Annotated in this window: 21 protein-coding genes and 3 tRNA genes; 11 read left to right on the forward strand and 13 right to left on the reverse strand. The window is 65.6% G+C overall.

Annotated elements, in window-relative coordinates; all coding sequences use genetic code 11:
- The first annotated feature begins 46 nt into the window (after positions 1 to 46).
- From ABD243_RS10145 to ABD243_RS10155, 3 genes are all read left to right on the forward strand, one after another.
- Positions 47 to 120: transfer RNA gene (locus ABD243_RS10145), tRNA-Ile, on the forward strand.
- Between the two features lie 69 nt (positions 121 to 189).
- A complete protein-coding gene (locus ABD243_RS10150) occupies positions 190 to 306 on the forward strand; it encodes a DLW-39 family protein (protein WP_217639728.1) in 117 nt (38 codons plus the stop codon).
- A 69-nt stretch (positions 307 to 375) separates the two neighbouring features.
- Positions 376 to 451: transfer RNA gene (locus ABD243_RS10155), tRNA-Ala, on the forward strand.
- A 75-nt stretch (positions 452 to 526) separates the two neighbouring features.
- Here ABD243_RS10155 and ABD243_RS10160 read toward each other — a convergent pair.
- Positions 527 to 895, reverse strand: coding sequence for a cupin domain-containing protein (locus ABD243_RS10160; RefSeq protein ID WP_091248561.1), 369 nt, complete (start codon positions 893 to 895; stop codon positions 527 to 529).
- 131 nt (positions 896 to 1,026) lie between these two features.
- Here ABD243_RS10160 and ABD243_RS10165 point away from each other — a divergent pair, with 131 nt between their 5' ends.
- Positions 1,027 to 1,971 carry a DMT family transporter gene (locus ABD243_RS10165; RefSeq protein ID WP_344364985.1) on the forward strand — a complete coding sequence of 315 codons (945 nt, stop codon included), beginning with the start codon at positions 1,027 to 1,029 and terminating at the stop codon, positions 1,969 to 1,971.
- Between the two features lie 46 nt (positions 1,972 to 2,017).
- Here the strand turns inward: ABD243_RS10165 and ABD243_RS10170 are convergent, their stop codons facing one another.
- On the reverse strand, positions 2,018 to 2,890 hold the full coding sequence (locus ABD243_RS10170; protein ID WP_116766340.1) for a glycosyltransferase family 2 protein: 873 nt from the start codon (positions 2,888 to 2,890) through the stop codon (positions 2,018 to 2,020).
- 145 nt (positions 2,891 to 3,035) lie between these two features.
- Positions 3,036 to 4,028: a hypothetical protein gene (locus ABD243_RS10175; RefSeq protein WP_344364989.1), complete on the reverse strand. Its 993-nt coding sequence runs from the start codon at positions 4,026 to 4,028 to the stop codon at positions 3,036 to 3,038.
- Positions 4,029 to 4,183: 155 nt separating this feature from the next.
- On the opposite strand from ABD243_RS10175, the gene ABD243_RS10180 reads away from it, so the two are divergent.
- Together ABD243_RS10180 and ABD243_RS10185 are read left to right on the forward strand one after the other, a co-directional pair.
- Positions 4,184 to 4,729: a peptidylprolyl isomerase gene (locus ABD243_RS10180; protein WP_116766342.1), complete on the forward strand. Its 546-nt coding sequence runs from the start codon at positions 4,184 to 4,186 to the stop codon at positions 4,727 to 4,729.
- A gap of 9 nt (positions 4,730 to 4,738) precedes the next feature.
- Positions 4,739 to 5,605 (forward strand): rhomboid family intramembrane serine protease, encoded by an 867-nt coding sequence (locus tag ABD243_RS10185; RefSeq protein WP_344364993.1) that lies wholly within the window; start codon positions 4,739 to 4,741, stop codon positions 5,603 to 5,605.
- A gap of 1,202 nt (positions 5,606 to 6,807) precedes the next feature.
- Here the strand turns inward: ABD243_RS10185 and ABD243_RS10190 are convergent.
- Complete coding sequence (locus tag ABD243_RS10190) at positions 6,808 to 7,413, reverse strand: DNA-3-methyladenine glycosylase I (protein ID WP_116766344.1); 606 nt, start codon at positions 7,411 to 7,413, stop codon at positions 6,808 to 6,810.
- A 164-nt stretch (positions 7,414 to 7,577) separates the two neighbouring features.
- Positions 7,578 to 7,829 (reverse strand): cell division protein CrgA, encoded by a 252-nt coding sequence (locus ABD243_RS10195; RefSeq protein WP_116766345.1) that lies wholly within the window; start codon positions 7,827 to 7,829, stop codon positions 7,578 to 7,580.
- Between the two features lie 167 nt (positions 7,830 to 7,996).
- On the opposite strand from ABD243_RS10195, the gene ABD243_RS10200 reads away from it, so the two are divergent.
- Positions 7,997 to 8,797, forward strand: coding sequence for a class E sortase (locus ABD243_RS10200; RefSeq protein ID WP_344364997.1), 801 nt, complete (start codon positions 7,997 to 7,999; stop codon positions 8,795 to 8,797).
- A 170-nt stretch (positions 8,798 to 8,967) separates the two neighbouring features.
- Entirely contained in the window at positions 8,968 to 9,609 is a 642-nt protein-coding gene (locus ABD243_RS10205) for an anthranilate synthase component II (RefSeq protein WP_116766346.1), read from the forward strand.
- A 36-nt stretch (positions 9,610 to 9,645) separates the two neighbouring features.
- On the opposite strand, the gene pknB is transcribed toward ABD243_RS10205, so the two are convergent.
- From pknB to ABD243_RS10240, 7 genes are read right to left on the reverse strand one after another with little or no spacing between them, the layout of a single operon-like run.
- The gene (gene pknB, locus ABD243_RS10210) at positions 9,646 to 11,622 is read right to left on the reverse strand and encodes a Stk1 family PASTA domain-containing Ser/Thr kinase (RefSeq protein ID WP_344365002.1); all 1,977 of its coding nucleotides are present in this window, start codon (positions 11,620 to 11,622) and stop codon (positions 9,646 to 9,648) included.
- 6 nt (positions 11,623 to 11,628) lie between these two features.
- Positions 11,629 to 13,470, reverse strand: a complete 1,842-nt coding sequence (locus ABD243_RS10215; protein WP_344365004.1) for a protein kinase domain-containing protein — start codon at positions 13,468 to 13,470, stop codon at positions 11,629 to 11,631.
- Positions 13,467 to 14,924, reverse strand: a complete 1,458-nt coding sequence (locus ABD243_RS10220; RefSeq protein WP_344365007.1) for a peptidoglycan D,D-transpeptidase FtsI family protein — start codon at positions 14,922 to 14,924, stop codon at positions 13,467 to 13,469. Before ABD243_RS10220 ends, ABD243_RS10215 begins: the two co-directional genes overlap by 4 nt.
- Positions 14,921 to 16,363, reverse strand: a complete 1,443-nt coding sequence (locus ABD243_RS10225; RefSeq protein WP_116766349.1) for an FtsW/RodA/SpoVE family cell cycle protein — start codon at positions 16,361 to 16,363, stop codon at positions 14,921 to 14,923. Before ABD243_RS10225 ends, ABD243_RS10220 begins: the two co-directional genes overlap by 4 nt.
- Positions 16,360 to 18,066, reverse strand: coding sequence for a PP2C family protein-serine/threonine phosphatase (locus tag ABD243_RS10230; RefSeq protein ID WP_344365012.1), 1,707 nt, complete (start codon positions 18,064 to 18,066; stop codon positions 16,360 to 16,362). Before ABD243_RS10230 ends, ABD243_RS10225 begins: the two co-directional genes overlap by 4 nt.
- 2 nt (positions 18,067 to 18,068) lie before the next feature.
- Complete coding sequence (locus ABD243_RS10235; RefSeq protein ID WP_116766351.1) at positions 18,069 to 18,551, reverse strand: FHA domain-containing protein FhaB/FipA; 483 nt, start codon at positions 18,549 to 18,551, stop codon at positions 18,069 to 18,071.
- Entirely contained in the window at positions 18,548 to 19,297 is a 750-nt protein-coding gene (locus ABD243_RS10240; protein WP_116766352.1) for an FHA domain-containing protein, read from the reverse strand. Before ABD243_RS10240 ends, ABD243_RS10235 begins: the two co-directional genes overlap by 4 nt.
- 384 nt (positions 19,298 to 19,681) lie before the next feature.
- Here ABD243_RS10240 and ABD243_RS10245 point away from each other — a divergent pair.
- A tRNA-Leu gene (locus tag ABD243_RS10245) sits at positions 19,682 to 19,764 on the forward strand.
- A 196-nt stretch (positions 19,765 to 19,960) separates the two neighbouring features.
- On the opposite strand, the gene ABD243_RS10250 is transcribed toward ABD243_RS10245, so the two are convergent.
- Entirely contained in the window at positions 19,961 to 20,653 is a 693-nt protein-coding gene (locus tag ABD243_RS10250) for a TetR/AcrR family transcriptional regulator (RefSeq protein WP_116766353.1), read from the reverse strand.
- Between the two features lie 183 nt (positions 20,654 to 20,836).
- Between ABD243_RS10250 and ABD243_RS10255 the strand changes: the two genes are divergently transcribed.
- Positions 20,837 to 22,225 (forward strand): flavin monoamine oxidase family protein, encoded by a 1,389-nt coding sequence (locus ABD243_RS10255; RefSeq protein WP_344365017.1) that lies wholly within the window; start codon positions 20,837 to 20,839, stop codon positions 22,223 to 22,225.
- Between the two features lie 45 nt (positions 22,226 to 22,270).
- Positions 22,271 to 23,194, forward strand: a complete 924-nt coding sequence (locus ABD243_RS10260; RefSeq protein ID WP_116766355.1) for a universal stress protein — start codon at positions 22,271 to 22,273, stop codon at positions 23,192 to 23,194.
- The last annotated feature ends 4 nt before the right edge of the window (positions 23,195 to 23,198 follow it).

Raw genomic sequence — 23,198 nt, forward strand, 5'->3', positions numbered from 1 at the left:
GGCCGGGATGTGCTGTACAGTCATATCTCGGCCCGATGAGGCATCGGGGCGTATAGCTCAGGCGGTTAGAGCGCTTCGCTGATAACGAAGAGGTCCCAGGTTCAAGTCCTGGTACGCCCACGGAACCTGTACTGGTTCTGATAGAGGTTAGTGAAGGTTCGTCGATGACTGGACCGGAACGGGGTGCGTGTGAAGAAGTTGCTGGTTATCGCAGCCACGGTCGCAGGCGTCTTCCTCTACCGGAAGGTGCAGGAATCCGAAGCCCGGAAAGTAGTTTGGAGCAACTCAACCGATACGGTTGATTAGCCCGGACCCAGGGATGGAAGCTGCATCAGCTCTCCGGAACTAGGGTATGATTGACGGGTTGCTTCTTATGGGGGCATGGCGCAATTGGTAGCGCACCTGCTTTGCAAGCAGGGGGTTCGGGGTTCGAGTCCCCGTGCCTCCACCATGAGAAAAGTCCCGGATCGCGGAAACGCGGTCCGGGACTTTTTGCATATCCGGGCAAGGGCGCCTGCCTGCAGACTCACTCCTTCGGCTTGGCGTAGTCCGACATCCCTTGCCAGTCGATGTACACATAGGGTTCGTCGCCGAGGACCCAAGCGTCGTGACCCGGCGGGATGACCCCGAAGTCGCCGGGACCGAATTCGATTTCTTCGCCGTCGTCCATGACGACTTTCAGGCGGCCCGAGACGGTGTAGCCCTTGTGGGCAACCATGCAGCTGTCCGTTTGGGCGATCGGCTTGACGTGCTGGGACCACTTCCAGCCCGGCAGGAAGGTCGCTCGCGCCACCGGTCCGGCGTCGAGGTTGACGAGGTCCACCTGACCCATGCCTTCGGCAACGGGGCGTGTTTCTTCCGGCTGGTCCAGGCTCTTGCGGATCATTGACGCCATGTTGGTCTCCTTCTTTGGTGATGGTGAGACCGGACTGTGAGACCGCGATTTAAGACTGGCACCGCGGTATGTACGGGTCAAGGAGTAGCGGACGGAAGGGCCGCCGCCGTCGGTCCCACTAGTGTGGGAGCGTGAACTTTTTACTTGCTGCCGTCGGGGTGCTTGGTGTGGCTTCGTCGGGGCCGCTCATTGCGGCCACGCTGGGTGCCACATCGGTCAGTGCCCTCGCCATCGCCTTCTGGCGCAACGCGATTGGGGCCGTCGTCATGGCTGGTCCCGTGCTGGTCCGCAACCCGCGCCAGTTCGGCAGAGTGACCGGAGCTGAGTTCCGCTGGTCGCTCGCCGCGGCGGTGGCTCTGGCGCTGCATTTTGCCTGCTTCATCACCTCGCTGCAGCTGACATCGGTTGCGGCGGCGACGGCGCTGGTGTGCCTGCAATCGGGCTGGATCGCAGTTTTCCAGATGTTCCGGGGCGTTCGGCACCCGTGGCCGGTCCTCGTGGGGCTGGGGATCGCGTTCGCCGGCGTCGTGACGATTACCGGCTTCGACATGGGCAGTTCTCCGCAGGCGCTCCTGGGTGATCTCCTGGCGGTGGCCGGCGGCGCCCTGGCGGGCATGTACACGCTTGCCGGAGGCAAAGCCCGGCAGACCATGGGAACCGGCATCTATACGACGCTCTGCTATGGCATGTGCGCCGCGATTGTGGCGGGGATGGCGTTGTTGGCCGGACAGCCGCTGGCAGGGTTCGAGGCGGCTGGCTGGCTGGGGATCCTTGCCGTCACTGTGTGCGCCCAGCTCGTGGGGCACACAGCGTTCAACCACCTGCTGGCGACGATGAGCCCGCTGCTCGTATCAATGATCATCCTGCTGGAAATTCCGGGTGCGGCGCTCTTGGCTGCCGCGTTCCTTGGCGAGACGCTGCCGGCCGGGACCTATGCCGGACTGGCGATGATCCTGGTGGGGCTCGCCGTCGTCGTTCTGGGGCAGCGCAGGTCACGGCTGGCCCGGGGCGGCGCGGTGGTACCAGGCGGGGAGGGACCAGGCACTGAACGGCTGGCGGAGCTCGGCACGGACTAGACCGCGGCTATTGCTGGCGGTTCTTGGTAGCGCCTGTTGCTCGCGCCTATTGGCCACCGCGGCGGGCGGGCTGCGCGGTGTTGACGGTGTGAATGGCGCGGAGCAGCTTTGCCGGGAAGTAGACCGAGAAGAACACCACCATGGGCGCCTTCAGGGCCATCTTCTTGACGTTGTGGGCCTTGTAGGTGCGGTCAAAGCGCGTCACGTAGTAGCGGTAGTCGCGGGGTGAATCCTCGAGCCTCCGGGCGGACATGCCCGAGATCATCTGCGGCCAGTACTGGATCCGGAGATCGTGGTCCGCCAGGTGCAGCGAGAGGTCGATGTCCTCGTGCATTTCGTCCCGTTCGTCCCGGCAGGTGTCGGCCCGGATGGTTTCCCAGGCCGAACGGCGGAGGGCCATGTTGGAGCCGAAGAGGAAGTGATACTGGTGCTTGGCAAGCTTGAGCATCAGTTGTCGCATTTTGTCGTCGGCCTTGAGCCCGAAGCGGCGCATCGGCATGTCGTAGTAGACCACCGGACCCGTTGCGGCGTGCACCGAGTCGTCCGTGAAGGCATTCTGGACCTGCTCCACCCAGTCAGGCTCCAGCACGGAGTCGGCGTCGATCCTGCCGAGGATGTCGCCGGTAGCGTGGTCCAGACCGAAATTGCGTGTGGGAATGAGCCCCTGTGCGCTGTGCTGGCTGAGCAGGATGATGGGACTCTCCGGATACTCAAGCTGCATCTGGCGCACGATGTCCGCCGTGCGGTCTTTGGACAGATTGTCCACCACAATGATTTCGTGGGCAGGCACCGACTGGTAGACCGCGGCAATCAGACACTGCCGGATGACGCTTTCCTCGTTGTACGCCGGGATCACAATAGACACAGACGGCGGTGGAGCAGTAAGCAGGTCGTCCTGGGGTGATCTATGGGGTGACATCACCACAAATTTAGCATCTAGCCTGCAGGCTGAAGCCGGGCCGCGGCGCGGCCCGGCGCCGGACCGGGCGAAACAAAGGGAGGGATCCCGCCCCATGGCGGAATCCCTCCCTCGGTTCGGCTCAATGGCCTCGGCTCGGCCGGTGCTACTGGCCCGGCTTGTTCGAGCCGTTGTTCAGGTTGGACGCGATGTTGCGGACGGCGGTCTTGGCATCGGTGGCAACTTTGGTCGCAGCCGTTGTGGTGTCGTCGGCAACGTCCTTGGCCGCCTCCGTTGCATCGTCGGCCGCTGCAGCTGTCGCGTCGGCTGCCTCCGCAGAGGCATCAGCCGCGGCGGCTGCCGCAACAGTGGCGGCGCCGGCCTTGTCGGCGGCGTCCTTGAGGGTCTCGTTGACGCTGCTGGCCGCGACAGGGGCCGGCGTTACCGGCGTCGGCACCTTCCAGGGGTCCTCCACCGGCTTGGAAGCCTTCCAGGCGGCAACACCGGCAGCAGCTGCGGCAGCGATGATGCCGAAGATCAGCAGCCCGCGGTGCTTGTGCTTGGGCTTCTGCGGCTTGGCGAGCTTCGCGCTGGCGGTCTTACCGGCCTCGGCGGCGGCGGCCTTGATGTTCTTTCCGGCAGCCTTGGCCTGCTTTTTGGTGACCTTGGCCTGCTCCTGAACGCTGCGGACGACGCCGGAGTCAACAAGCTTCTGCGCCACGGCGTCCACATGGGCCGGAGCGTTCTCCAGCGTGCGGTGGACGGCCTCGGAAGCGTACCCGAGCTGGTCGGAAAGCTTGGGCAGGTACTCGACCACCACCCGGTCGCGTGCGCTGGCGATCACGGGGGACGCCTTGTCCACGGCTTCGTGCAGGCGCGGAGTCGCGCCCTCGGCGGCTTCGGTGATCTTCGGCGCAAGGTGGGCCAGGCTGTCCTGAAGGCGGGGGGTGACGGTGGCAACGCTGCCGGCCAGATTGTGGGCTGCCGACTTGAGCCCTTCCTGAATCTTGGGGGACGCGGTGTCCAGTCCATGCTGCAACCGGGGAACAGCCCAATTCACGGCCGCTTCAACCCGCGGTGCCGCCCAATCCTTGGCGTTGTCTACTCCGGTGCTGACTGATTGCTCAAGGTCACGGGCAATACGATCCGATTTCTTCACAACTACCTCCCGATTAATGTGACGGTTCTGCTGTTAGCCTACGTGTCTAGGAACGCACCGGCTATTCTTCAGGCCGATTTCCAGTGGATTTCACCCAGCGCGGAACTGACTGCGTGGCCCTATGCGCATGGACCCGTCATGGAAGAATAGGCCCCATGACTGCCAACGCAACCGCAAAAGCCACTATCCACACGAGCCTCGGCGACATCGTCGTCAACCTCTTTGGCAACCACGCGCCGAAGACCGTCGACAACTTCGTCGGACTGGCCACCGGTGAGAAGGCCTGGACCCACCCGGAAACGGGCGAGGACAAGACGGGCACGCCGCTCTACAACGGCACCATCTTCCACCGCATCATCAAGGACTTCATGATCCAGGCCGGCGATCCGCTGGGCCGCGGCACGGGTGGACCGGGCTACAAGTTTGACGACGAAATCCACCCGGAACTGACGTTTAACGAGCCGTACAAGCTGGCCATGGCCAACGCCGGCATCCAGATGGGCCGCGGCACCAACGGTTCGCAGTTCTTCATCACCACCATCCCCACGGGCTGGCTGCAGGGCAAGCACAGCATCTTCGGCGAGGTCGCCGATGACGAATCCAAGAAGGTCGTCGACGCGATCGAAGGCGTCCGCACCGGCATGGGCGACCGCCCCGTCGAGGACGTCACCATCAACAGCATTGATATCGAGAAGCTCTAACCCCACACCATGAGCTACGGAGTTCCGGCGGCAGAGCCGTCCGCGGAGATCCCGGTGTGCCCCAGGCACCCGGACAGGCCCGCCTATGTGCGCTGCCAGCGATGCGGGCGCCCTGCGTGCCCCGATTGCCAGCGGGCGGCCGCCGTCGGATTCCAATGCGTTGACTGCGTCAATGAAACCAAACGCACGACGCCGACCGTCAGGACCGTCTACGGCGGCGCCGCGACGATCGGCAAACCGGTAGTCACTTTCGTGATTATCGGGCTGTGCGCCCTTGTTTATGCCCTGCAGTGGATCGTCCCCAACGACGGGATCTACCAGCAGCTGGCATACGCCCCCGCCTTCACTGACAGCGAGCCGTGGCGGATGCTCACCTCGGCGTTCCTGCACTCCCAGGGATTCCTGCTCCACATCGTCCTGAACATGTACACGCTGTGGATTTTCGGCCAGATCCTTGAACCGCTGCTGGGCCATGTCCGCTTCCTGGCGATCTATCTGCTCTCCGCCATCGGCGGCTCGGCCGGCTTCCTCCTGCTGACCCCGGTCTATCCCGTGAACGGCCCCGTTGGCCTCGTAGGAGCCTCCGGCGCCATCTTCGGCCTGTTCGGCGCCCTGCTGGTGGTCCAGCGGCAACGCGGCGGCGATATCCGCCAACTCCTGGTCCTGATCGCCATCAACGGCGTCATCGGATTCATGGTCCCCCAGATCGCGTGGCAGGCCCATCTGGGCGGCCTCGTCACCGGCGCCCTGAGCGCCGTCGTCATTGCCTACACTCCCCGCGGACCCCGGCAGACTCTGATCCAGGTGATCGGCCTCGCCGGCGTCCTGGCACTGGTGATCGTCGTTTCAGCCGTCCGGATGGCCGGCGCCGCTTAAGTCGGGCCCGCCTCCACCACCTTTGCCGCCTACCCCGGCGGCGCCCCTTTGCCGTCCCTCCCGCCTGCGCCCCGCCGTACTCGTGCCCATCCATCCGGGCGTAGTTCCGGGCAGTTTTGTCTGGGGGCACTTCGACGTGAAAACGCCGCTCCCAGGCCGTCTATCGCCGTCTCCGGCCCGCAAAGTCGCCCCGGACGGCGCACCCTGACAGCCCTGCCGGCGCACCCTGACAGCCCTGCCGGCACGACCCGGGTTCCCGTCTGCACCACCCGTCTGAACCCCCGGGGAAAACCCGTCCGATCTGCGGCGATGTCCCCGGCCGCGGGTGGAAGTTTTCCACAGGGGTTATCCACATTGTTAATAACTTACACGCGTGTAGTTCGTCCCGGGTTTCCCGATCTGAAGGCCACAGCTGGCGAATTTCCGGAAGCGTGGTGACGCCGTCCGATGGATCTCCACACCTGTGGATAACTTCTGTGGGTAGCCCTGTGAGTAAGTGGATAACTCTGTTTGTTCGCCGGGTCCGCTGCTTCGCCCTCCAACAATGCGTCCCCAGGAACTGCAGACGCGCTGGCGGTTTCCCGCCGGCCCGCCGCCCCGTGTCGCTGGATCGTACGCCATCGCCGCAATGTGCAGCGGTGACGTTCTTTGATCCGGCCGCCCTTCAGGCCGCAAGCACCGCTGGCCGACGCCGAGGTCTTTCAACAGGGTTATTCACAGTGTTAATAACTTGATGCGCTTAGTAGCCACGCGAAGAAATCCGGCTCATGGCCCGCCAGCAAGGCATGCCGGTTCCCCGAGCCGGCGGTTATCCCCAGCTGTGGATAACTTGTGGGTAGAACACTGTTACTAAGTGGATAACTTATTCGTCGCACTCCGCCGGCCGGGACAGTCGCTTCTGGCGTGGACTGGCACGGCCGCGGAGCACCGGACGGGGCGGACGGCCGATCCACGGCACTTTTCCACAGGGAATCCACACTGTTAATAACTTACAGAGTTGTAATTCATGGCCCGGCGGAGATACCGCCGCCTCCGGGCTAGCCAGCTGCGGCCTTTTACCCGGGCTGGAAGGCGCGAATGAACGAAAACTTATGAACAATGTGGATAAGTTTCCCCAGACTTGTGCACAGCTGTGGATAAAGCCGGCTCGTGAAACCGGCGCTGCGCGGCACCGCGTCAGGCCGTCCCGCCGGACCGCGGCGTCAGTGCGGCCAGACGCCCGACGTTCCGCGCCGGTGGCTGTCCAGCAAGTGGGTATCCACCATGCCGATGGCTTCCATGAGCGCAAACATGGTGGTGGGTCCGACGAACGCGAAACCCTTCTTGCGCAGCGCCTTAGACAGCGCCACAGACTCGGCCGAGGTCGTGGGGACCTGATCCAGCGAATGCGGCCGGGGCGTGGTTGAGGGCTGAAAGGCCCAGACGAAGTCGACCAGGCCGCCGTCGTCCCGCAACGCCAGAGTGGCACTGGCGTTGGTGATCGTTGCCTGGATCTTGAGCCGGTTCCGGACAATGCCGGCATCGAGCATGAGCCGTTCCACATCGGCGTCGGTGAAGGACGCTACCGTCTCCGGGTGGAAGTTCTTGAATGCCGCACGGAAAGCGGGCCGCTTCCGCAGAATCGTCGCCCAGGACAGCCCGGCCTGGAACCCTTCGAGGCAGATTCGTTCGTAGAGACCTTGCTCATCCCGGACGGGCATTCCCCACTCGGTGTCGTAGTACTCACGCAGCATGGGATCCACGGCTGCCCACACAGGCCGCGCCAGTCCGTCGTCGCCAATAATTGAGCCGCTTACTGCCGGGGTCATCTGGAATCCTTCGCTGGGTTAATGCCGCTCCCAGCATTATCGGTCATAAGGACACGGCCGCCTGAAGCCTGGACAGCCGGGCGCTCGAGCGCCGGGATTAACGCTGATGGGCCGGTACACAGTGTGTACCGGCCCATCAGGGACATGCTCCGCGGAGGCGTGGTTCAGGAACGCCAGCGCGTGGTCATCAGGAAGCCGATGATCGCGATTCCGAACCCGACGACGATGTTCCACGAGGCCCAGGCCTGCACCGGGAAGGCGCCTTGAGTGATGTAGAACGTGATGATCCACAGCAGACCAACGATCATCAGGCCAAACATGACGGGCTTGAACCAGACCGGATTGGGCTTGTAGGCCGCAGCAGAAGTCTGCGGCGCCACACTGGTAGTCCTCTTACGCGGCTTCGAGACGGGCACTGATCCTCCTTGGCGGGCCGGAACAAGAGCGGCTTGGTATCGTGCAGGAGGTAAGCCCCCGGCGGCCAGCGCGCTCTTGGTCAAGTTTGAATTCTCGTTCGCAGTCAATTCTAGCTGTAGTTCAGGCCACACCGTTGACCCCCAATCGCCCACGAGGAGAACCCGTAGTGCTGCAGTTGAAGCAGGGATCCGGCCGGACCGGCTGCCGGCGGGGACTGTTCCGGCGCGGTGTCCGGATCGCAGGTGAACTGCTCATGACGGTCGGCGTCATTCTCCTGCTCTTCGTGGCGTGGCAGTTGTGGTGGACGAATGTAGCCTCCGACGCCCGGCAGCGCGACGTCGTTAGGGAATTCGCCCGTGGGACCGCAGTAGCCGCTCCCGCGGCGTTCGGCGTGCCGGAAACCGGCGGAGCCGCACAGGACGTCGTGCCGGCGGCCGCCGCCGCTGAACCCGTCGTTGCCCCTGAACCAGAAGAGGGCGCAACGATCGGCATCATGTATGTTCCCCGGTTCGGTGCCGGATACACACGCCCCATCGTTCAGGGAACCACTCCGGCGCTGCTGGACACCCTTGGCATCGGGCACTACCAGGGCACCGCGATGCCGGGCGCGGCGGGAAACTTCGCGGTGGCCGGCCACCGGCAGACTCACGGCGCGGTCCTGGACAACATTGATGCCCTGGTGCCCGGGGACCGAATCTACGTCCAGACCCGCGAGGGCTACTATGTCTACGTGTTCCGGAACAGCCAGATAGTCCTGCCCTCGCGGACGGATGTACTGCTGCCGGTGCCGATGCAGCCGGGCGCAGTAGCCACGGAGCGCTACCTGACTATGACGAGCTGCAATCCGCGCTTTGGCTCGCAGGAACGCTTTGTCGCCTACGCACTGCTGGAGCGGTGGCAACCTGTGTCGGCGGGTCCGCCGGCCGAAATCGCTCCCCAGGCGGCCCGCGCGGCCGGGGAAGGCTGAGGCATGTACAGCTGGCTATTCCGCCGCCTTCCAGGGCCCTTGTGGCTCAGGATTGTGACGGCGCTGGTGCTGGCGGCCGGAGCACTGGTATTGATGGTTCAGTTCCTTTTTCCCTGGCTGGCGCAATTCACCCAGTTAACAGATTCAACGATTGGTTCAGCAAGGCACCCATGAGCACAACCAAGATCTTGGTCGTAGACAACTACGACAGCTTTGTCTACACCCTGGTGGGCTACCTCCAGGAGCTCGGCGCGGAGACCACGGTGGTCCGCAACGACGACGTCACGCTCGCCGAGGCGATCGAAATGGCCGAGGCACGCGACGGCGTGCTCATCTCCCCCGGCCCGGGGAATCCGGCCGAGGCCGGCGTCTGCATTGAGCTGATTAAATGGTGCGGCCGCCACGCAAAGCCCATGCTGGGCGTATGCCTGGGCCATCAGGCGCTGGCGGAGGCCTACGGGGGAATCGTGACGCACGCGCCCGAACTGATGCACGGTAAGACGTCCCTGGTCGAACACCACGGAACCAGTGTGTTTGCCGGGCTCCAGTCGCCCCTCACGGCCACCCGCTACCATTCACTGGCCGCTGTCCGCGAGAGCATCCCGGAGGTCTTGGAGATCACCGCGGAAACGGCCACGGGTGTTGTGATGGGTCTGCAGCACCGCACCGCCCCGCTGTGCGGTGTCCAGTTCCACCCGGAATCAGTCCTGACCGAAGGCGGCTACCAGATGCTCGGCAACTGGCTCGAGTCGCTGGGCATGGCTGGCGCCGCCGAACGGGCAGCGGACCTGAGCCCGCTCATCAAGCACTGACCCGTCAGGGACAACCTAGGTAGGAAACAGCCCGGGTCAGGGGAACAACCCGTTCAGGACGGCGTCCTCCTTGGACGCGGTCTTGGTGGGACTCGGCGTGGGCGTCGGTGTGGGAGCTGGCGCCGGAGCCGGCGCCTTCGCCACCGTCACGGTGATGGTCTTGCCCTGTTCCACGAGCGAATCCGCGGCATCAGCCTGCCCTGTCACCTTGCCCGGAGCCACCTGGGAATTCTCCACTTCGGTGGCATTGAGCTTCAAGCCCTGGGCCGTCAGGGCCGCCTCCGCGTCCGCCAGGGGCAGCCCGATCAGCTGCGGCACGGCAACCTTCCCGGTCGAGACGACGATTTCGACGGCGTCCCCCACGGCCACCACCTGGCCAGGGGCCGGGTTGGTGGTGATGACGATGCCGGCCGGGACCGTGGGGTTGTTGGATGTCTTGGTGGTGAGGGAACCGGTCAGTCCCTCTTGGTGCAGGAGGTCGCGGGCCGCCGCCTCCGTCCGGCCGGGCAGGTCCGTCGGGATGGCGATGGTGCTGGGGCCTTCGGAGATGTTCAGGATGATGTCCGAGTTGGCTTCCAGGGAACTTCCCGAGGACGGCACCGTACCAATTGCAGTGCCCTTCGGGATGGTGTCGTGCTGCAGCCGTTTGAGCTGCGGCTTGAACCCGGCGTTATAGAGCCTCTGCAGAGCCTCTGATTCCGTCAAGGACGTCACGGTGGGTATCAGGACCTTGGTCGCCTGTGGCGGGCTTTGGTTCATGAGGTTGTATAGCCACAGGCCGCCCCCGGCCAGCACCAGCATCGTGAGGACTACCAGGGTCGCGATCCAGGTGCGGCGGCGGGATTTCTGCCGCGGCGTGCGTTCGCGTTCGACCGGCAGCGCCAGGGGCAGGCTGCCGGTGTCCGCGGTGCCGTACAGTTCGGTGCCGGCAGGCTGCAGCATGTGATCGTCCAGGGGCGCTTCCTCGGCGGGCCGCAGCCGGCCGCCGGGGGACTCGTCCAGGAACTTGGCCCCGGTCAGCGAGAAGGCTGCCGTGGGCGCCAGCGGGTCTTGACGGGAAACGGCGTTGGTGGGGTCGGTTGGGGCCTCACTGGCCGCCGGCGCGGTTACCGCTACACCGTTGCGCGCGGCCCGCAGGGCCCGCCGGAAGGCAGCCGCGTCCTGGAAACGGTCCGCGCGGTTCTTCTGCAGCGCCTTCATCAGCACGCTGTCCAGCGCGTCGGAGACCTCACGGTTGAGGCTGCTGGCCGGCTCAGGGATTTCACGGACATGCTGGTACGCCACAGAGACCGGGCTGTCCCCGATGAACGGCGGCCGGCCGGTCAGCATTTCATACAGGAGGCATCCGGCGGAGTAGAGATCGCTACGTGCGTCGACCGTTTCGCCGCGGGCCTGTTCCGGGGACAGGTACTGGGCCGTGCCCACCACAGCCTGCGTCTGCGTCATAGTTGCCGAGGAGTCCGCAATGGCGCGGGCGATTCCGAAGTCCATGACCTTCACGCTGTTCGATTCCGGGCAGAACATCACGTTGGCGGGTTTGATGTCGCGGTGCACGATTCCGGCCTTGTGGCTGTAATCGAGGGCGGACAGGACACCCAGGGTGAAGTCGATGGCCTGATCGATGGTGACTTCCTTGGCCCGGACCAGGTCACGAATGGTTTTGCCGGAGACGAATTCCATCACGATGTAGGGCACCCGGACGTTGTCTTCGCGGTCACCGGGGACCGCATGGTCCCCGGTGTCGAAGACAGCCACGATCGAGGGATGGTTGAGCGCGGCGACGGCCTGGGCCTCGCGCTTGAACCGGGCCTGGAACTGGGGATCCCGGGCCAGGTCCGGGCGCAGCAGTTTGACGGCGACAGTGCGTCCCAGCCGGGTATCGACACCGCGGAACACGTCCGCCATGCCGCCGCGGCCGATCAGCTCACCCAGCTCATAGCGTCCGCTGAGGACGCGCTGCGTGTTCACAGGGCGATCCTCCCTGTGCGACGGTGTGCGGGGTGTGTTGTTCATGATTTCTTAGGGTGCGGACTTGGTAGGTGAGGGCGTTGCGGCCGAGGCCTTGGCGAGGTGGTAGGTCACGACGCTCCCGGAGGCCACCTTGCTCCCGGACGCGGGGTCCGAGCTCACAAAGGTTCCCGGGTCTTCCTTCTTGTTCGTGGGGCTGACGTCGGCTCCCCTGGCCCAGCGCAGTCCGGCGTTCTGGATGGCCTGCTGGACTTCGGCCTCGCTGGCGCCTGCCGGAATGGACGGGACGGCGACCATTTCCGGCCCCTTGGAGTAGCTCACGGTGATGGTGGTCCCGGGCTGGACCGGACCGGAGGGGTCAATATTGGTGACGGTACCCGGCGTCGCGTCGTTGAAGACCTCGGCGCCGGTGACTTGGAGCCCCTTGCCGACCAGCTCGTTGCGGACGTCGGCGTAGGGGCGCCCCAGGTAGGCGTCCGGGATCAGGTTGATGGCTGCCGGGGTGGACTCGGTGGGCGTCGCGGAAGAGGCAGTGGGGGTGGGGGTCTCGGAGGGCGACGCGGACGACGGCGAGGGGCTGGCGCTGCTCGGCTTCACGCTGTTGGACGTGGGGGCACTTGTGACCGGCGCCTGTGAGGGAAAGAGGTTACCGGCCTGGCTGATGACCACACCGGCCAGGGCGAAAACCACCAGCAGGATCAGCGCAATCAGCGGCCAGGTCCACGGGCTGCGCTTGCGGCGCTGCGGTTCCTCGGCGTGTTCGTCTTCCTCGTCGTACTCTGCTTCGTCCTGCACCCAGTTGCGCTCGGCGGCCAGGGCGTCGGCGCGGTTGAGCGCGTTGCGTGCCCCGTAGCCGCTGGCTGCTGCCGCGCCGGCCGCAAGGCCTGCCGCCGCGCCGGCACCGGCGGCGCCGACGACGGGCAGCGCGGAGGTTGCCGACGTCGACCTGTCCTCCGCGGCGCTGGAGGCAATGACGCTGGTGGCTGCCGTGGGGAGATCGACCGGGGCCGTGATGGGCCCGGTTGCCGCGTCGAAGAGGAGCATGCCCGGAACAGCTGCGTGGGCCGCCGCGATGTCACCGTTGCGGATGGCCTCGGCCGCCTCGGACAGCTTGATGGCATCAGCAGGGCGGTTCTTCGGATCCTTGGCCAGCATCGACATCAGGAGCGCCCGGACGGGCCGCGGCAGTGTCTCCGGCAGCGGCGGCGGCGCATCATTGACCTGGGCCAGCGCGATGGCGATCTGGGACTCCCCGGAGAACGGCCGGTGGCCCGTGAGGCACTCGTAGCCGATCACGCCGAGGGAGTAGATATCCGAGGCTCCGGTGGCCGTCTGCCCCGTGGCCTGTTCCGGTGCCAGGTACTGGGCGGTGCCCATCACCTGACCGGTCTGGGTCAGCGGAACCTGGTCGGCCAGGCGGGCGATGCCGAAGTCGGTGACCTTGACGCGGCCGTCCGGGGTGATGAGCAGGTTTCCCGGCTTGATGTCGCGGTGCACGAGGCCCTGCGCATGGGCGACGGCGAGGGCACGCGCCGTCTGCGCCATCATCGAGAGGGTCCGGTCCGGGGAGAGGACCTGCTCGTGTTCGATGATGCTGCTCAACGGCTGGCCCGGGACCAGTTCCATGACGAGGTAGGCCGAGCCCTCTTCCTCGCCGTAATCGAAGACGTTGGCGATGCCCACGTGGTTCAGGAGCGCGGTATGGCGTGCCTCGGCGCGGAACCGCTGCAGGAACCCGGGATCACCCGTGTATTCCTCCTTGAGCACCTTGATGGCGACAATGCGGCCAAGGATCAGGTCTTTGGCTTTCCAGACTTCTCCCATGCCGCCGATCGCAATGCGTGTGGTCAGCTGGAATCTGCCGCCGAGGGTGATTCCTGAAGTAGGCCTCACTTATTCAACACCGCCTCAAAAATCTTCTTCGCGTTCGGACTGGTTAGGTTTGCGCCGGTGGTGATGTCTACGCCTTCCATGACGATGGTGACAGCCACCTGCGGGTCATTCGCCGGGGCAAACCCGGTGAACCATGAGTTGTTCAAGCCGTTGCCGAGTTCCGCGGTTCCGGTCTTGCCGGCCACCTGGACGCCGGGCACGGCCGCCTGCTTGGCGATGCCGTCGTCAACGACGCTGACCATCCACTCGTTGATTTGCCGCGCGATCTCCGGCGTGGTGGAGGTGCGCAGGGCCTGCGGCTTCGGCTCGCTGATAGTCCGCAGGTCCGGGGCGCGTACGGCCTTGATCAGGCTCGGCTGCATCTGCACGCCGTCGTTGGCGATCGCGGCCGTCATCGTGTTGATCTGGAGCGGGGTGGCCCTGACGTCCCGCTGGCCGATCGAGGACTGCGCCAGTCCTGCGTCGTCCAGCGGATCGCTCGGGAAAAAGCTCGGCGCCGAGTCCAGCTTCAACTGGTCGCCGAAGTCCTGCCCGAAGCCGAACTTTGACGCCTGGTCCCCGATGGCCTGCTGGCCCAGGTCCAGCGCGATGCTGGCGAACGGGGTGTTGCAGGACTGCTGCAGGGCAAACGCGAACGACGCCGTGCTGCGGGTGTAGCAGTTGCCTCCCGCATAGTTGGGGAGCTTGTATTCGATGCCGGGGAACGACATCTCCGCCGGGTTGGGCAGGACGCTGTCCTTGTTGTACTTGCCCGACTTCAGCGCCGCAGCGGTGTCGATGAGCTTGAACACCGATCCGGGCGCCAGCAATGCCCCGGTGGGGCCGCTGACGTTCTGGTTCAGGTTGATCCCGGGGATCTGGTTCAGCTCGTTGTAGTTGGACTGCTCGGCCACCGGATCCTGCGTGGCAATCAGGTTGGGGTCATAAGAGGGCTTGGAGACCATGGCCAGGATCGCGCCGGTCTTCGGGTTGGTGACCACGATGGAACCACGCTGGCCGTCCGGGATGAGGTCGTAGGCAAGCTTCTGGATCTTGGGGTCCAGTGTCAGCTCCACGGACGCGCCCTTGGGCTGGTTGCCGAGGAACAACTGGCCGACCCGGTCGAGGAACTGCTGGTCCGAGCTGCCGGCCAGCACGTCGTTCATCGACTTCTCAAGGCCGGTGAGGCCGTAGTTCTTGGAGAAGTATCCGGTGACTCCCGCGTAGAGCTCGGGCTGGGAATAGGTCCGCTGGAATTTGCAGCTTTCCGTGGCAGGCACGGATTCTGCCACCGGGGTGCCGCCGACAATGATGGCGCCGCGGTCGTTGCAGTAGTTCTGCAGGATGGCGCGCCTGTTCCAGGCGTTGGCTTGGAGCTCGTCTGCGCCGACCACCTGCACGTAGCTGAGCGCGCCGAAGATCAGCACGAACATCGCGATGGCGGCGATCCATGAATTGCGGATGGCCTGGTTCATAGCTGTTTCACCGCCTCGGTGGGTGCGAAGGGACTGGCTTGGGGAGCGGGAGCGCTGGAAGGCTCCGCGGGGAGGTTCTTTCCGGCGCCTGGTTCCTGGCCGGGTGGCAGCGGCGTCGTATCGACCGGCCGGCGCGCGGTGTGCGAGATCATTAGCAGCAGGCCCACGATGATCCAGTTCGCCAGGAGGGAGGATCCGCCGGCGGCGAGGAACGGCGTCGTGAGGCCGGTCAGCGGGATCAGGCGCGTGACGCCGCCAATCACCACAAAGCACTGCAGCGCGATCGCGAAGGAAAGTCCGGTGGCCAGCAGCTTGCCGAAGGCGTCGCGCGTGCCCAGCGCGGCGCGGAAGCCCCGGGTGAACAGCAGCAGGTACATCAGGACGATCGCGAAGACGCCGATCAGCCCGAGTTCCTCACCGAATGAGGCGATGATCATGTCGCTGTTGGCGAACGGGACGAGGTTGGGGCGGCCCTGGCCGAGGCCGGTGCCGACCAGGCCGCCGTTGGCCATGCCAAACAGGCCTTCGACGATTTGGAGGCTGCCGCCGAACTCCCGGCCGTAGACCTCAGGGGTAAAGGCATTGAGCCAGCCGTCGATCCGCAGGGCGACGTGGGAGAACGCCTTGGCCGCCACGAAGCCGCCTACCACCATCAGGACGAGTCCGATGATGACCCAGCTGATGCGGCTCGTCGCGACGTAGATCATGACGAGGAACAGGCCGAAGAACAGGATCGAGGTGCCGAGGTCGCGCTGGAAGACGAGCACACCGATGCTGACGAGCCAGGCCGTGATCATCGGTCCCATGTCTTTGAACCGCGGGAACTGCACCGGGCCGATCTTGCGGCCGGCCAGCAGGATCAGGTCCCGGTTTGAGGAAAGGTACCCGGCAAAGAATATGGCGAGTGTGATCTTGGCGATTTCACCCGGCTGGAAGGTCATGGAACCGATCTTGATCCAGACGCTCGCGCCCAGGACTTCTCCGGCCGAGATGCCCGGAACCAGCGGCAGGACGAGGAGCGCCGCACTGACGGCCAGCGAAATATAGGTGAAGCGGCGCAGGATCCGGTGGTCCTTGAGGAACCAAATGACGGCGATCGCGACCGCCATGGCCACCAGGGTCCAGCGGAGCTGGTTGTTGCCGGTGTCTTCGCCCACCCTGTCCAGCCGGTGGATCATGGCAAGGCCCAGTCCGTTGAGAGCGACCACGAGCGGAAGTATTACTGGATCGGCATATTTTGCGCGGATCCGCAGCACCACGTGGAAGGCCAATGCGGCTGCCGCCAGGAGGCCGGACTGGAACCAGAAGTCAGTGTCGAACGCTTTCTGCCGGTCCACGCCTACGAGGGCCTGGGCGCCGATCCCGACGGCGAGGGCCAGGACCAGAAGGACAAGCTCCACGTTCCGTCGCGGCTTGGGCACGGGGTCGATGGGTGTCATTTGGCCCCCTCGCAGATCGTTGTCGGAGCGGGGGACGCCGAAGGCTTGGCCGCTCCCGGCGCAGCTGTAGCCCCGGGTGTCGCGGTGGCGCCCGGCGAGGCCTTGGCTCCGGGGGTGGCACTGGCGCCGGCCGTCACGGAGGGGGACGGCGTGAGGCACTCATCGGCCGGGGCTGTGGTACCGGTGCGCTCAAGGTTCTTGACGATCCGCTGTGCGTCGTAGAGATCTCGGGCAGGCACCGTCTGGCGGACCCGCTGCTGCGAGAATTCCGGAAGGTCGGACATCTTAATATCGGTCACCGCTTCGAGAGTGGAAAGCTGGATGGGTCCCAGGCGCTGGGAGACCCCGTTGAAGATGGCCACATGCTGATCGTGCTCGCCGATGTAGTAACGCGTCTGGGTCCAGGCGTAGCCAAGCCAGAGCCCGATTGCCAGCAGCGCGACGATGGCGGCGGCAATGGACACCGTGAGCCAGCGGCGCGGCCGGCCGGCAGCCTTGAATTCTTCGGTGTCCTCGCGGGTCTGTTCCGACTTGTGCGTGAGGACCGTGGCCGCGCGCCGGGCCACGGTGCGTCCGGCGATCGACGGAATGGACCCTGATTCCGCCGCTGCGGCGGCGGCTCCAACAAGTTCGTGCGGACGGGTGGAGAGCTCTTCGCGCAGGACTTCGGCCGAGAGATGTTCGCCCAGATGCGGGTCCGTAGTGGTCTCGGGTTCTTTGTTGCCAGCCGTCTTGTCCGCTTCCTTGCCTTCGGACGCGGGGGCGGGGGCCTGCTTGCCCGTCGCGGCCGGGGACCCGCCAGCGGGTCCAGCGGCGCCGGCACTGCCGGCCAGTGCTCCGGGCAACGCGGCGGCTGAAGGCCCGGCGCCGGGGGCTGCCGGCGCGGGGACGACGTCGACGGCGGCGGTCCGGACGTCGTCGGGCGTCTGCTCGCCGATGTCCAGCACCACAACGGTCACGTTGTCCGGGGCGCCGGCTTCCAGGGTCAGTTCAATGAGCAGGTCGGCGCATTCGTTGAGGTCCTTGGTTTCCCGAACCGTGCGCTCCACGACATGGCCCGCCACGTAGTTCAAACCGTCCGAGCACAGCAGCCAGCGTTCCCCGGGCTGGACGGCGAGGGTATCAAGGTCCAGCTCAGGGCTGGCATCGACGTCGCCCAGGACCCGCATGAGGACATTCTTGTGCGGATGCGTTTCGGCTTCTTCGGGCCGCAGGCGGCCTTCGTCGATGAGGCGCTGGACAAAGGTGTGGTCGATGCTGACCTGTTCCCACTCGCCGTTGCGCAGCCGGTAGGCCCGGGAGTCTCCGATGTGGGCGAAATGAAGCTTGCCCTCAGCGAGCAACAGGGCGGTGACTGTGGTGCCCATCCCGGCGAGCTTCGGATTGATATGGACCAGTTCGGACAGCAGGGAGTTTGCGGTCTGGATTTCGTCGGCCAGGACAGTGCCGGCGTCGCTGTCGTAGTCATCATGATCCAGGTGGATCATGTCCAGGACGGTCGCTGCCGAGGCGACATCGCCGCCGGCGTGGCCTCCCATGCCGTCGGCGACGACGGCGAGGTGCCGGCCCGCGTAGGCAGAGTCGTCGTTCTTGGCGCGCACACGGCCGACGTCCGAACGCGCGGCGTAGCGCATGATGAGTGGCCGCTTCGGGGCAGTTGCCTTGCCTTCGGCCCTGTCTGCGGGAAGATCCGGGGCAGCCATGGCTACGGCCTCAATTCAATGACCGTCTTGCCGATTCTCACGGGGACGCCCAGCTCCACCGGGAGGGCCCGGGTCAGCTGCTGGTCTGCCAGATACGTGCCATTCGTGGAGCCGAGGTCCTCGATGAACCAGCGGCTGCCCTGCGGGAACAGGCGGGCGTGGCGGCCCGAGGCATAGTCATCCTCCAGGACAAGCGTGGCTTCCTGCGCCCGGCCCAAGAGGATGGGGCTCGCCGCCAGCGGGAGCGTGGTGCCCTTGAGTGGGCCCTCGGTCACCACGAGTTGGCGTGCCTGCTGCTTGACGGGTGCGGGCGGGGGCTCGGCCAGGGATGGGTTCTTGCGCACCTGCCGTGCCGTGGGGGCTCCGGCCGCTGCCTTGCGGCCGATCATCAGATCCCGGCGCATGGCCGAGACGATGCCGAAGATCAGCACCCACAGGAGGATAAGAAACCCGAAACGCAGGGCCGTAATGGTCAGTTCGCTCATGCGCGTCCGCCTGTTGTGGCGGGCAGTAGGCGGAAAATGATTTTGGTCCGTCCCATCGTGATTGTGGCGCCGTCAGTAAGTTCCGAACTGCCCACGATCTTTTGGCCGTTGACATAGCTGCCGTTCGTGGAGCCGAGATCGATCGCCTGGGCCGAACCCGGCCCCGTCCGGATTTCCAGGTGGCGGCGCGAAACACCGGTGTCGTCAATGAGGATGTCCGCGTCCGAGGACCGTCCGAGGACGATCGACGGCGCGTTGAGAGAATAGCGCTGCCCGTCGATGTCAAGCACGGGTTGAAGCTGCGCGGGCTGGCGGGTTGGAGCGGCCGGCACATTGCCGTGAACTCCCGGATGGGCCGGGACGGAAGGTGCAGTGGCCTTTTCGGTCCGCGAGGTGATGTCGAAATTTCCGGCGCGCTGCTCCTCATCGCGGCGGAAACTGATCCGGACCGGTCCCTGGAGGGTATAGCCCTGGCTGCGGACGTGGTTGATGACGACGTCGCACAGTTCTTCCGCAAGCGGGGTGCCCCATTCCTGGGCGCGCTGGAAATCGTCGGGGCTGAGGAGAACATCAAAAACGTTGGGGGCCAGCGTGCGTCCCGCGGCAATGGTGATGGCCTTGTTGTCCACTTCGCCACGGAGCCGGCTTGCGATTTCGACAGGCTCAACCTGGGCGCGAGAGCCGGTGGAGAAGACGCCGCGGACGGCCTTTTCGATGCCGCGCTCGACTTTGTCCAGCAATCCCATGGTCCTTCTCCTTTCCTGATGGCTGCCGGGCAGCGTTCGTTCCGGAACTCGGTTTCCAACTTTTGCGAGCCCGCTGTCCGCGGACACTCCTACATCAGATACTACTGGGCGTGTCTGGGAATGGCCTCAATGGACGCCCCCGGTGCGACGCCGAAAGAAGCCCCGGCCACGCCCTGAAGTGCGCGGACATCCCCGGTGCGGCCGTCCCGGCGGTACCCGCCGCGGGGCCCGGCAGCAGGGCGCCCGGACCTCGGAATACACCCGGAACGGCCACCCATCCGGCCCGATTGGTGTTTTCCCGCAATTGTCCGTTATGCTTGATCTCGCTGCTTTTACGAGGTTGGCGGTCCGGGAAACCGGCCCTATCCGGGTGGAAGAAGTTGCGCGCGAGTGGCGGAACGGCAGACGCGCTGGCTTCAGGTGCCAGTGTCCGAAAGGGCGTGGGGGTTCAAATCCCCCCTCGCGCACGCAATCGTAAGAACCCCGGTCTTGGGACCGGGGTTCTTTCGTTTAACCCACGTGGCTGGAATCACCGATCCACGAAGCTGGACGGGCCAATGGCGTCGGGGTTTCCCCGCCTTCAGAGGCTTGGGGCGGCGTGTTGCGCCGGACCGCCGGCGTTTGGCGGTCCCCTGGCGTTGAAGGCGGGGAAACTCTAACCCGCTACGCGGTCCGCAGCGCCCCGAGTCCGGCCAGGAGTGCCTCGAGTCCCAGGCTGAAAGCGACGTCGGCCGGTTTTTCATGGCTGTCCTCGGCCAGGCGCTGGACGGCGGAGGTGAAATTCGGCGTCGAGGACGCCATGCTGCCGGAATCGAAGATGTCCGCCGGCGCCGTGGCGTCGTAGGCCGAGCCAAAGATGAAGGACTCGAGCGCCACGATGGCCGGAATGATGCGCTCTTGCGGGAAGCCCGCGCGGCTGAAGCCGGCGCTGACGGCCTCATACATGGCAAGCGTCCTGGGCGCATCGGCGACGGGCAGTACGGCGATGACAGGGATCAGGGGCGTGTGCTTGGAGAACACGTCGCGGTAGCTCCAGGCCCAGTCCCGCACGGCCTGCTCCCAGGGTCCGGACTCGAACGCGGCGACGTCCACGAACGAGGTCAGGTGGTCCTGGACCAGGACCAGGACGTCCCGCTTGGAGGAGACATGGTTGTACAGCGCAGACGGCGCAACGTTGAGGGTTCTCGCCAGAGCCGCCATGGTGAAGCCGTCGTAGCCGCTCTTGCCGATCAGCTGCAGGGCTGCCAACGTGATGCCCGCCTGGTCCAGCACGGCCGCGGCCGGCCGGCCCACGCGGCGGCGCGGATTGGTAGCGGAGCTGTGCGGATCCGCGGGGGCGCTGGTTGCTGCCGTCATTCCGGGCCTTTCTGCTCAGCTTGGCTGGCGGTTTCGGATGTTCCCATTCTGCTCCCACTTTACGGGCGAAATTTTCTTTAGCCGGGGGGTCTTCCCCAATCCGGCAGAAAGTCCTATCATCATAAATGAACGTCATTCATTTAGTGGTCCGCATCACCTAAGCGGCCACGGGGAGGAATCATCATGCTGGAACTTGACCGCGACGTCGTCATCGTCGGAGCAGGCCCGTCCGGGCTGACCGCCGCACGCCAACTGAAGAAGGCCGGACTGAGCGTCGCAGTGCTCGAGGCGCGGGACCGCGTCGGCGGCCGGACCTGGACCGACACCATCGACGGCGCCATGCTCGAAATCGGCGGCCAGTGGGTTTCGCCGGATCAGACGGCGCTTCTGGCGCTGATCGAAGATCTTGGACTGCAGACGTACTCCCGCTACCGCGACGGCAAATCCGTCTACATCGGCGCGGACGGCAAGCGCACCCTCTACACCGGTGAGACCTTCCCGGTCAGCGAAACCACGGCCGCCGAAATGGACAAGCTCACGGCCTTGCTGGACTCCCTGGCCGCGGAAATCGGTCCCGAGGAGCCGTGGGCACACCCCAAGGCCCGCGAGCTGGACACCATTTCCTTCCACCACTGGCTGCGGGAGAATTCCTCAGATGAGGAAGCCTGCAACAACATCGGCCTGTTCATCGCCGGCGGCATGCTGACCAAGCCCGCCCACGCCTTCTCCGCCCTGCAGGCCGTCCTGATGGCAGCCTCCGCCGGGTCCTTCACCAATCTCACGGATGAGGACTTCATCCTGGACAAGCGGGTTGTCGGCGGGATGCAGCAGGTTTCGCTGCTGCAGGCAGCGGAACTGGGGGACGACGTCGTCCTGGACAGCCCGGTCCGCACCATCAACTGGGCCGAAGACGCGAGCGGCGCACACCGTGTCACGGCCGTTTCCGAACGGGCCATCGTGAACGCCCGCTTCGTCATCATGGCCGTGCCGCCGAACCTCTACTCCCGGGTGTCCTTCAACCCGCCGCTGCCCCGCCGCCAGCACCAGATGCACCAGCACCAGTCGCTGGGCCTGGTCATCAAGGTTCACGCCGTCTACAGCACGCCGTTCTGGCGTGAAGACGGCCTCTCCGGCACCGCGTTCGGCGCCGGCGCCCTGGTGCAGGAGGTCTACGACAACACGAACCACGAGGACCCCCGCGGCACGCTGGTGGGCTTCGTCTCGGACGAGAAAGCCGACGCCATGTTCGAGCTCAGCGCAGAGGACCGCCGCCGTGCCATCCTCGAATCGATCGCGTCCTTCCTCGGCGAGAAGGCCCTGGATCCCGAGGTCTACTACGAGTCCGACTGGGGCTCGGAGGAATGGACCCGCGGTGCCTACGCCGCGAGCTACGACCTCGGCGGCCTGCACCGTTACGGCAAGGACCAGCTGAAGCCGGTCGGTCCGATCTACTGGTCCTCCTCCGACCTCGCGGCCGAGGGCTACCAGCATGTCGACGGCGCCGTGCGGATGGGGCAGATCACGGCGGCACGGATCGTCGCCGCCGCGGACCGCGCGTCCGTCACCTCCTAAAAATCACCCAACAGTCCTGTTCAGTTCAGTAAGGAGAGCGGCCGGATGCGTTACGTAGTGGGGTACTCAGCCAATGCCAGAGGCCACGATGCGGTCAATCTGGCCGTTTCCCTGGCTCTCGGGCGCGGAGCGAGCCTGGAACTTGTGCTGGTGGTTCCCGAAGTGCAGCAGTTCGGGGCCGCCCACGCACCCAGGGTCGGATTCGAGCACCTGCTCAATGAGCAGGCGCAGGAGTGGCTGGACCAGGCGCTGGCACTGGTTCCGGCCGGTGTCCCGGCCCGGGCCCACGTCCGCAGCGGCGATTCCGACGCCCACGCGCTCATCGCGGCCGCCGAGGAGTTCGGGGCGGACCTGCTCATCATCGGTGCCACCAGCAGCGGGATCTTCAAGCGGTTCTCGATCGGGTCGGTGGCCAGCGCCCTGCTCCACGCCTCCACCGTTCCGGTGGCCCTGGCACCGCATGGCTACCACCGGCAGGAGGCCCTGACCCGGATCAGCTGCGGGCTCGGCACCCGGGCGGGCGCCGAGAAGCTGCTCGATTTCGCCCTCGGCATGGCCACGAACCGGGACGTCCCGCTGCGCGTGGTGTCGCTTCTGGCGCTCGACGGCGGCGATGCTGCCGGTGCCGCCAGCGCCGCCGAAGCGGCCCGGGAGTACGCGACGAAGCACCTTGCCGCCGCCCTGCCCGGTGGCGAGCAGGACGTCCGGGAGGAACCGAAGACGGAAGTCGTCGTCGCGCAGGGCCGCAGCATCGAGGAAGCGGTGGACCGACTGGACTGGGAAGACGGCGAGGTCCTGTTGATCGGATCGAGCAGGCTTGCCACGAGCCGGTCCATCTTCCTCGGCAGCACGGCCAACCGCATTCTGCGCGCCCTGCCGGTGCCGATGATTGTGGTCCCGAGTGACTATGAACTCAAGCAGATGAACCATTCAGCGTCGAATGACGTCCCCCGAGAGGCACAAAAATGAGCGC

This window comes from Arthrobacter humicola (assembly GCF_039531445.1).
Lineage (GTDB): Bacteria > Actinomycetota > Actinomycetes > Actinomycetales > Micrococcaceae > Arthrobacter > Arthrobacter humicola.

Bases quoted from the DNA above. Each gene is read 5' to 3' on its own strand.
- ABD243_RS10235 (WP_116766351.1), bottom strand. From the start codon at position 18,551: ATGAGCGAACTGACCATTACGGCCCTGCGTTTCGGGTTTCTTATCCTC.
- pknB (WP_344365002.1), bottom strand. From the start codon at position 11,622: ATGAACAACACACCCCGCACACCGTCGCACAGGGAGGATCGCCCTGTG.
- ABD243_RS10180 (WP_116766342.1), top strand. From the start codon at position 4,184: ATGACTGCCAACGCAACCGCAAAAGCCACTATCCACACGAGCCTCGGC.
- ABD243_RS10185 (WP_344364993.1), top strand. From the start codon at position 4,739: ATGAGCTACGGAGTTCCGGCGGCAGAGCCGTCCGCGGAGATCCCGGTG.
- ABD243_RS10170 (WP_116766340.1), bottom strand. From the start codon at position 2,890: ATGTCACCCCATAGATCACCCCAGGACGACCTGCTTACTGCTCCACCG.
- ABD243_RS10240 (WP_116766352.1), bottom strand. From the start codon at position 19,297: ATGGGATTGCTGGACAAAGTCGAGCGCGGCATCGAAAAGGCCGTCCGC.
- ABD243_RS10160 (WP_091248561.1), bottom strand. From the start codon at position 895: ATGGCGTCAATGATCCGCAAGAGCCTGGACCAGCCGGAAGAAACACGC.
- ABD243_RS10220 (WP_344365007.1), bottom strand. From the start codon at position 14,924: ATGAACCAGGCCATCCGCAATTCATGGATCGCCGCCATCGCGATGTTC.
- ABD243_RS10225 (WP_116766349.1), bottom strand. From the start codon at position 16,363: ATGACACCCATCGACCCCGTGCCCAAGCCGCGACGGAACGTGGAGCTT.
- ABD243_RS10250 (WP_116766353.1), bottom strand. From the start codon at position 20,653: ATGACGGCAGCAACCAGCGCCCCCGCGGATCCGCACAGCTCCGCTACC.
- ABD243_RS10205 (WP_116766346.1), top strand. From the start codon at position 8,968: ATGAGCACAACCAAGATCTTGGTCGTAGACAACTACGACAGCTTTGTC.
- ABD243_RS10230 (WP_344365012.1), bottom strand. From the start codon at position 18,066: ATGGCTGCCCCGGATCTTCCCGCAGACAGGGCCGAAGGCAAGGCAACT.
- ABD243_RS10255 (WP_344365017.1), top strand. From the start codon at position 20,837: ATGCTGGAACTTGACCGCGACGTCGTCATCGTCGGAGCAGGCCCGTCC.
- ABD243_RS10190 (WP_116766344.1), bottom strand. From the start codon at position 7,413: ATGACCCCGGCAGTAAGCGGCTCAATTATTGGCGACGACGGACTGGCG.
- ABD243_RS10260 (WP_116766355.1), top strand. From the start codon at position 22,271: ATGCGTTACGTAGTGGGGTACTCAGCCAATGCCAGAGGCCACGATGCG.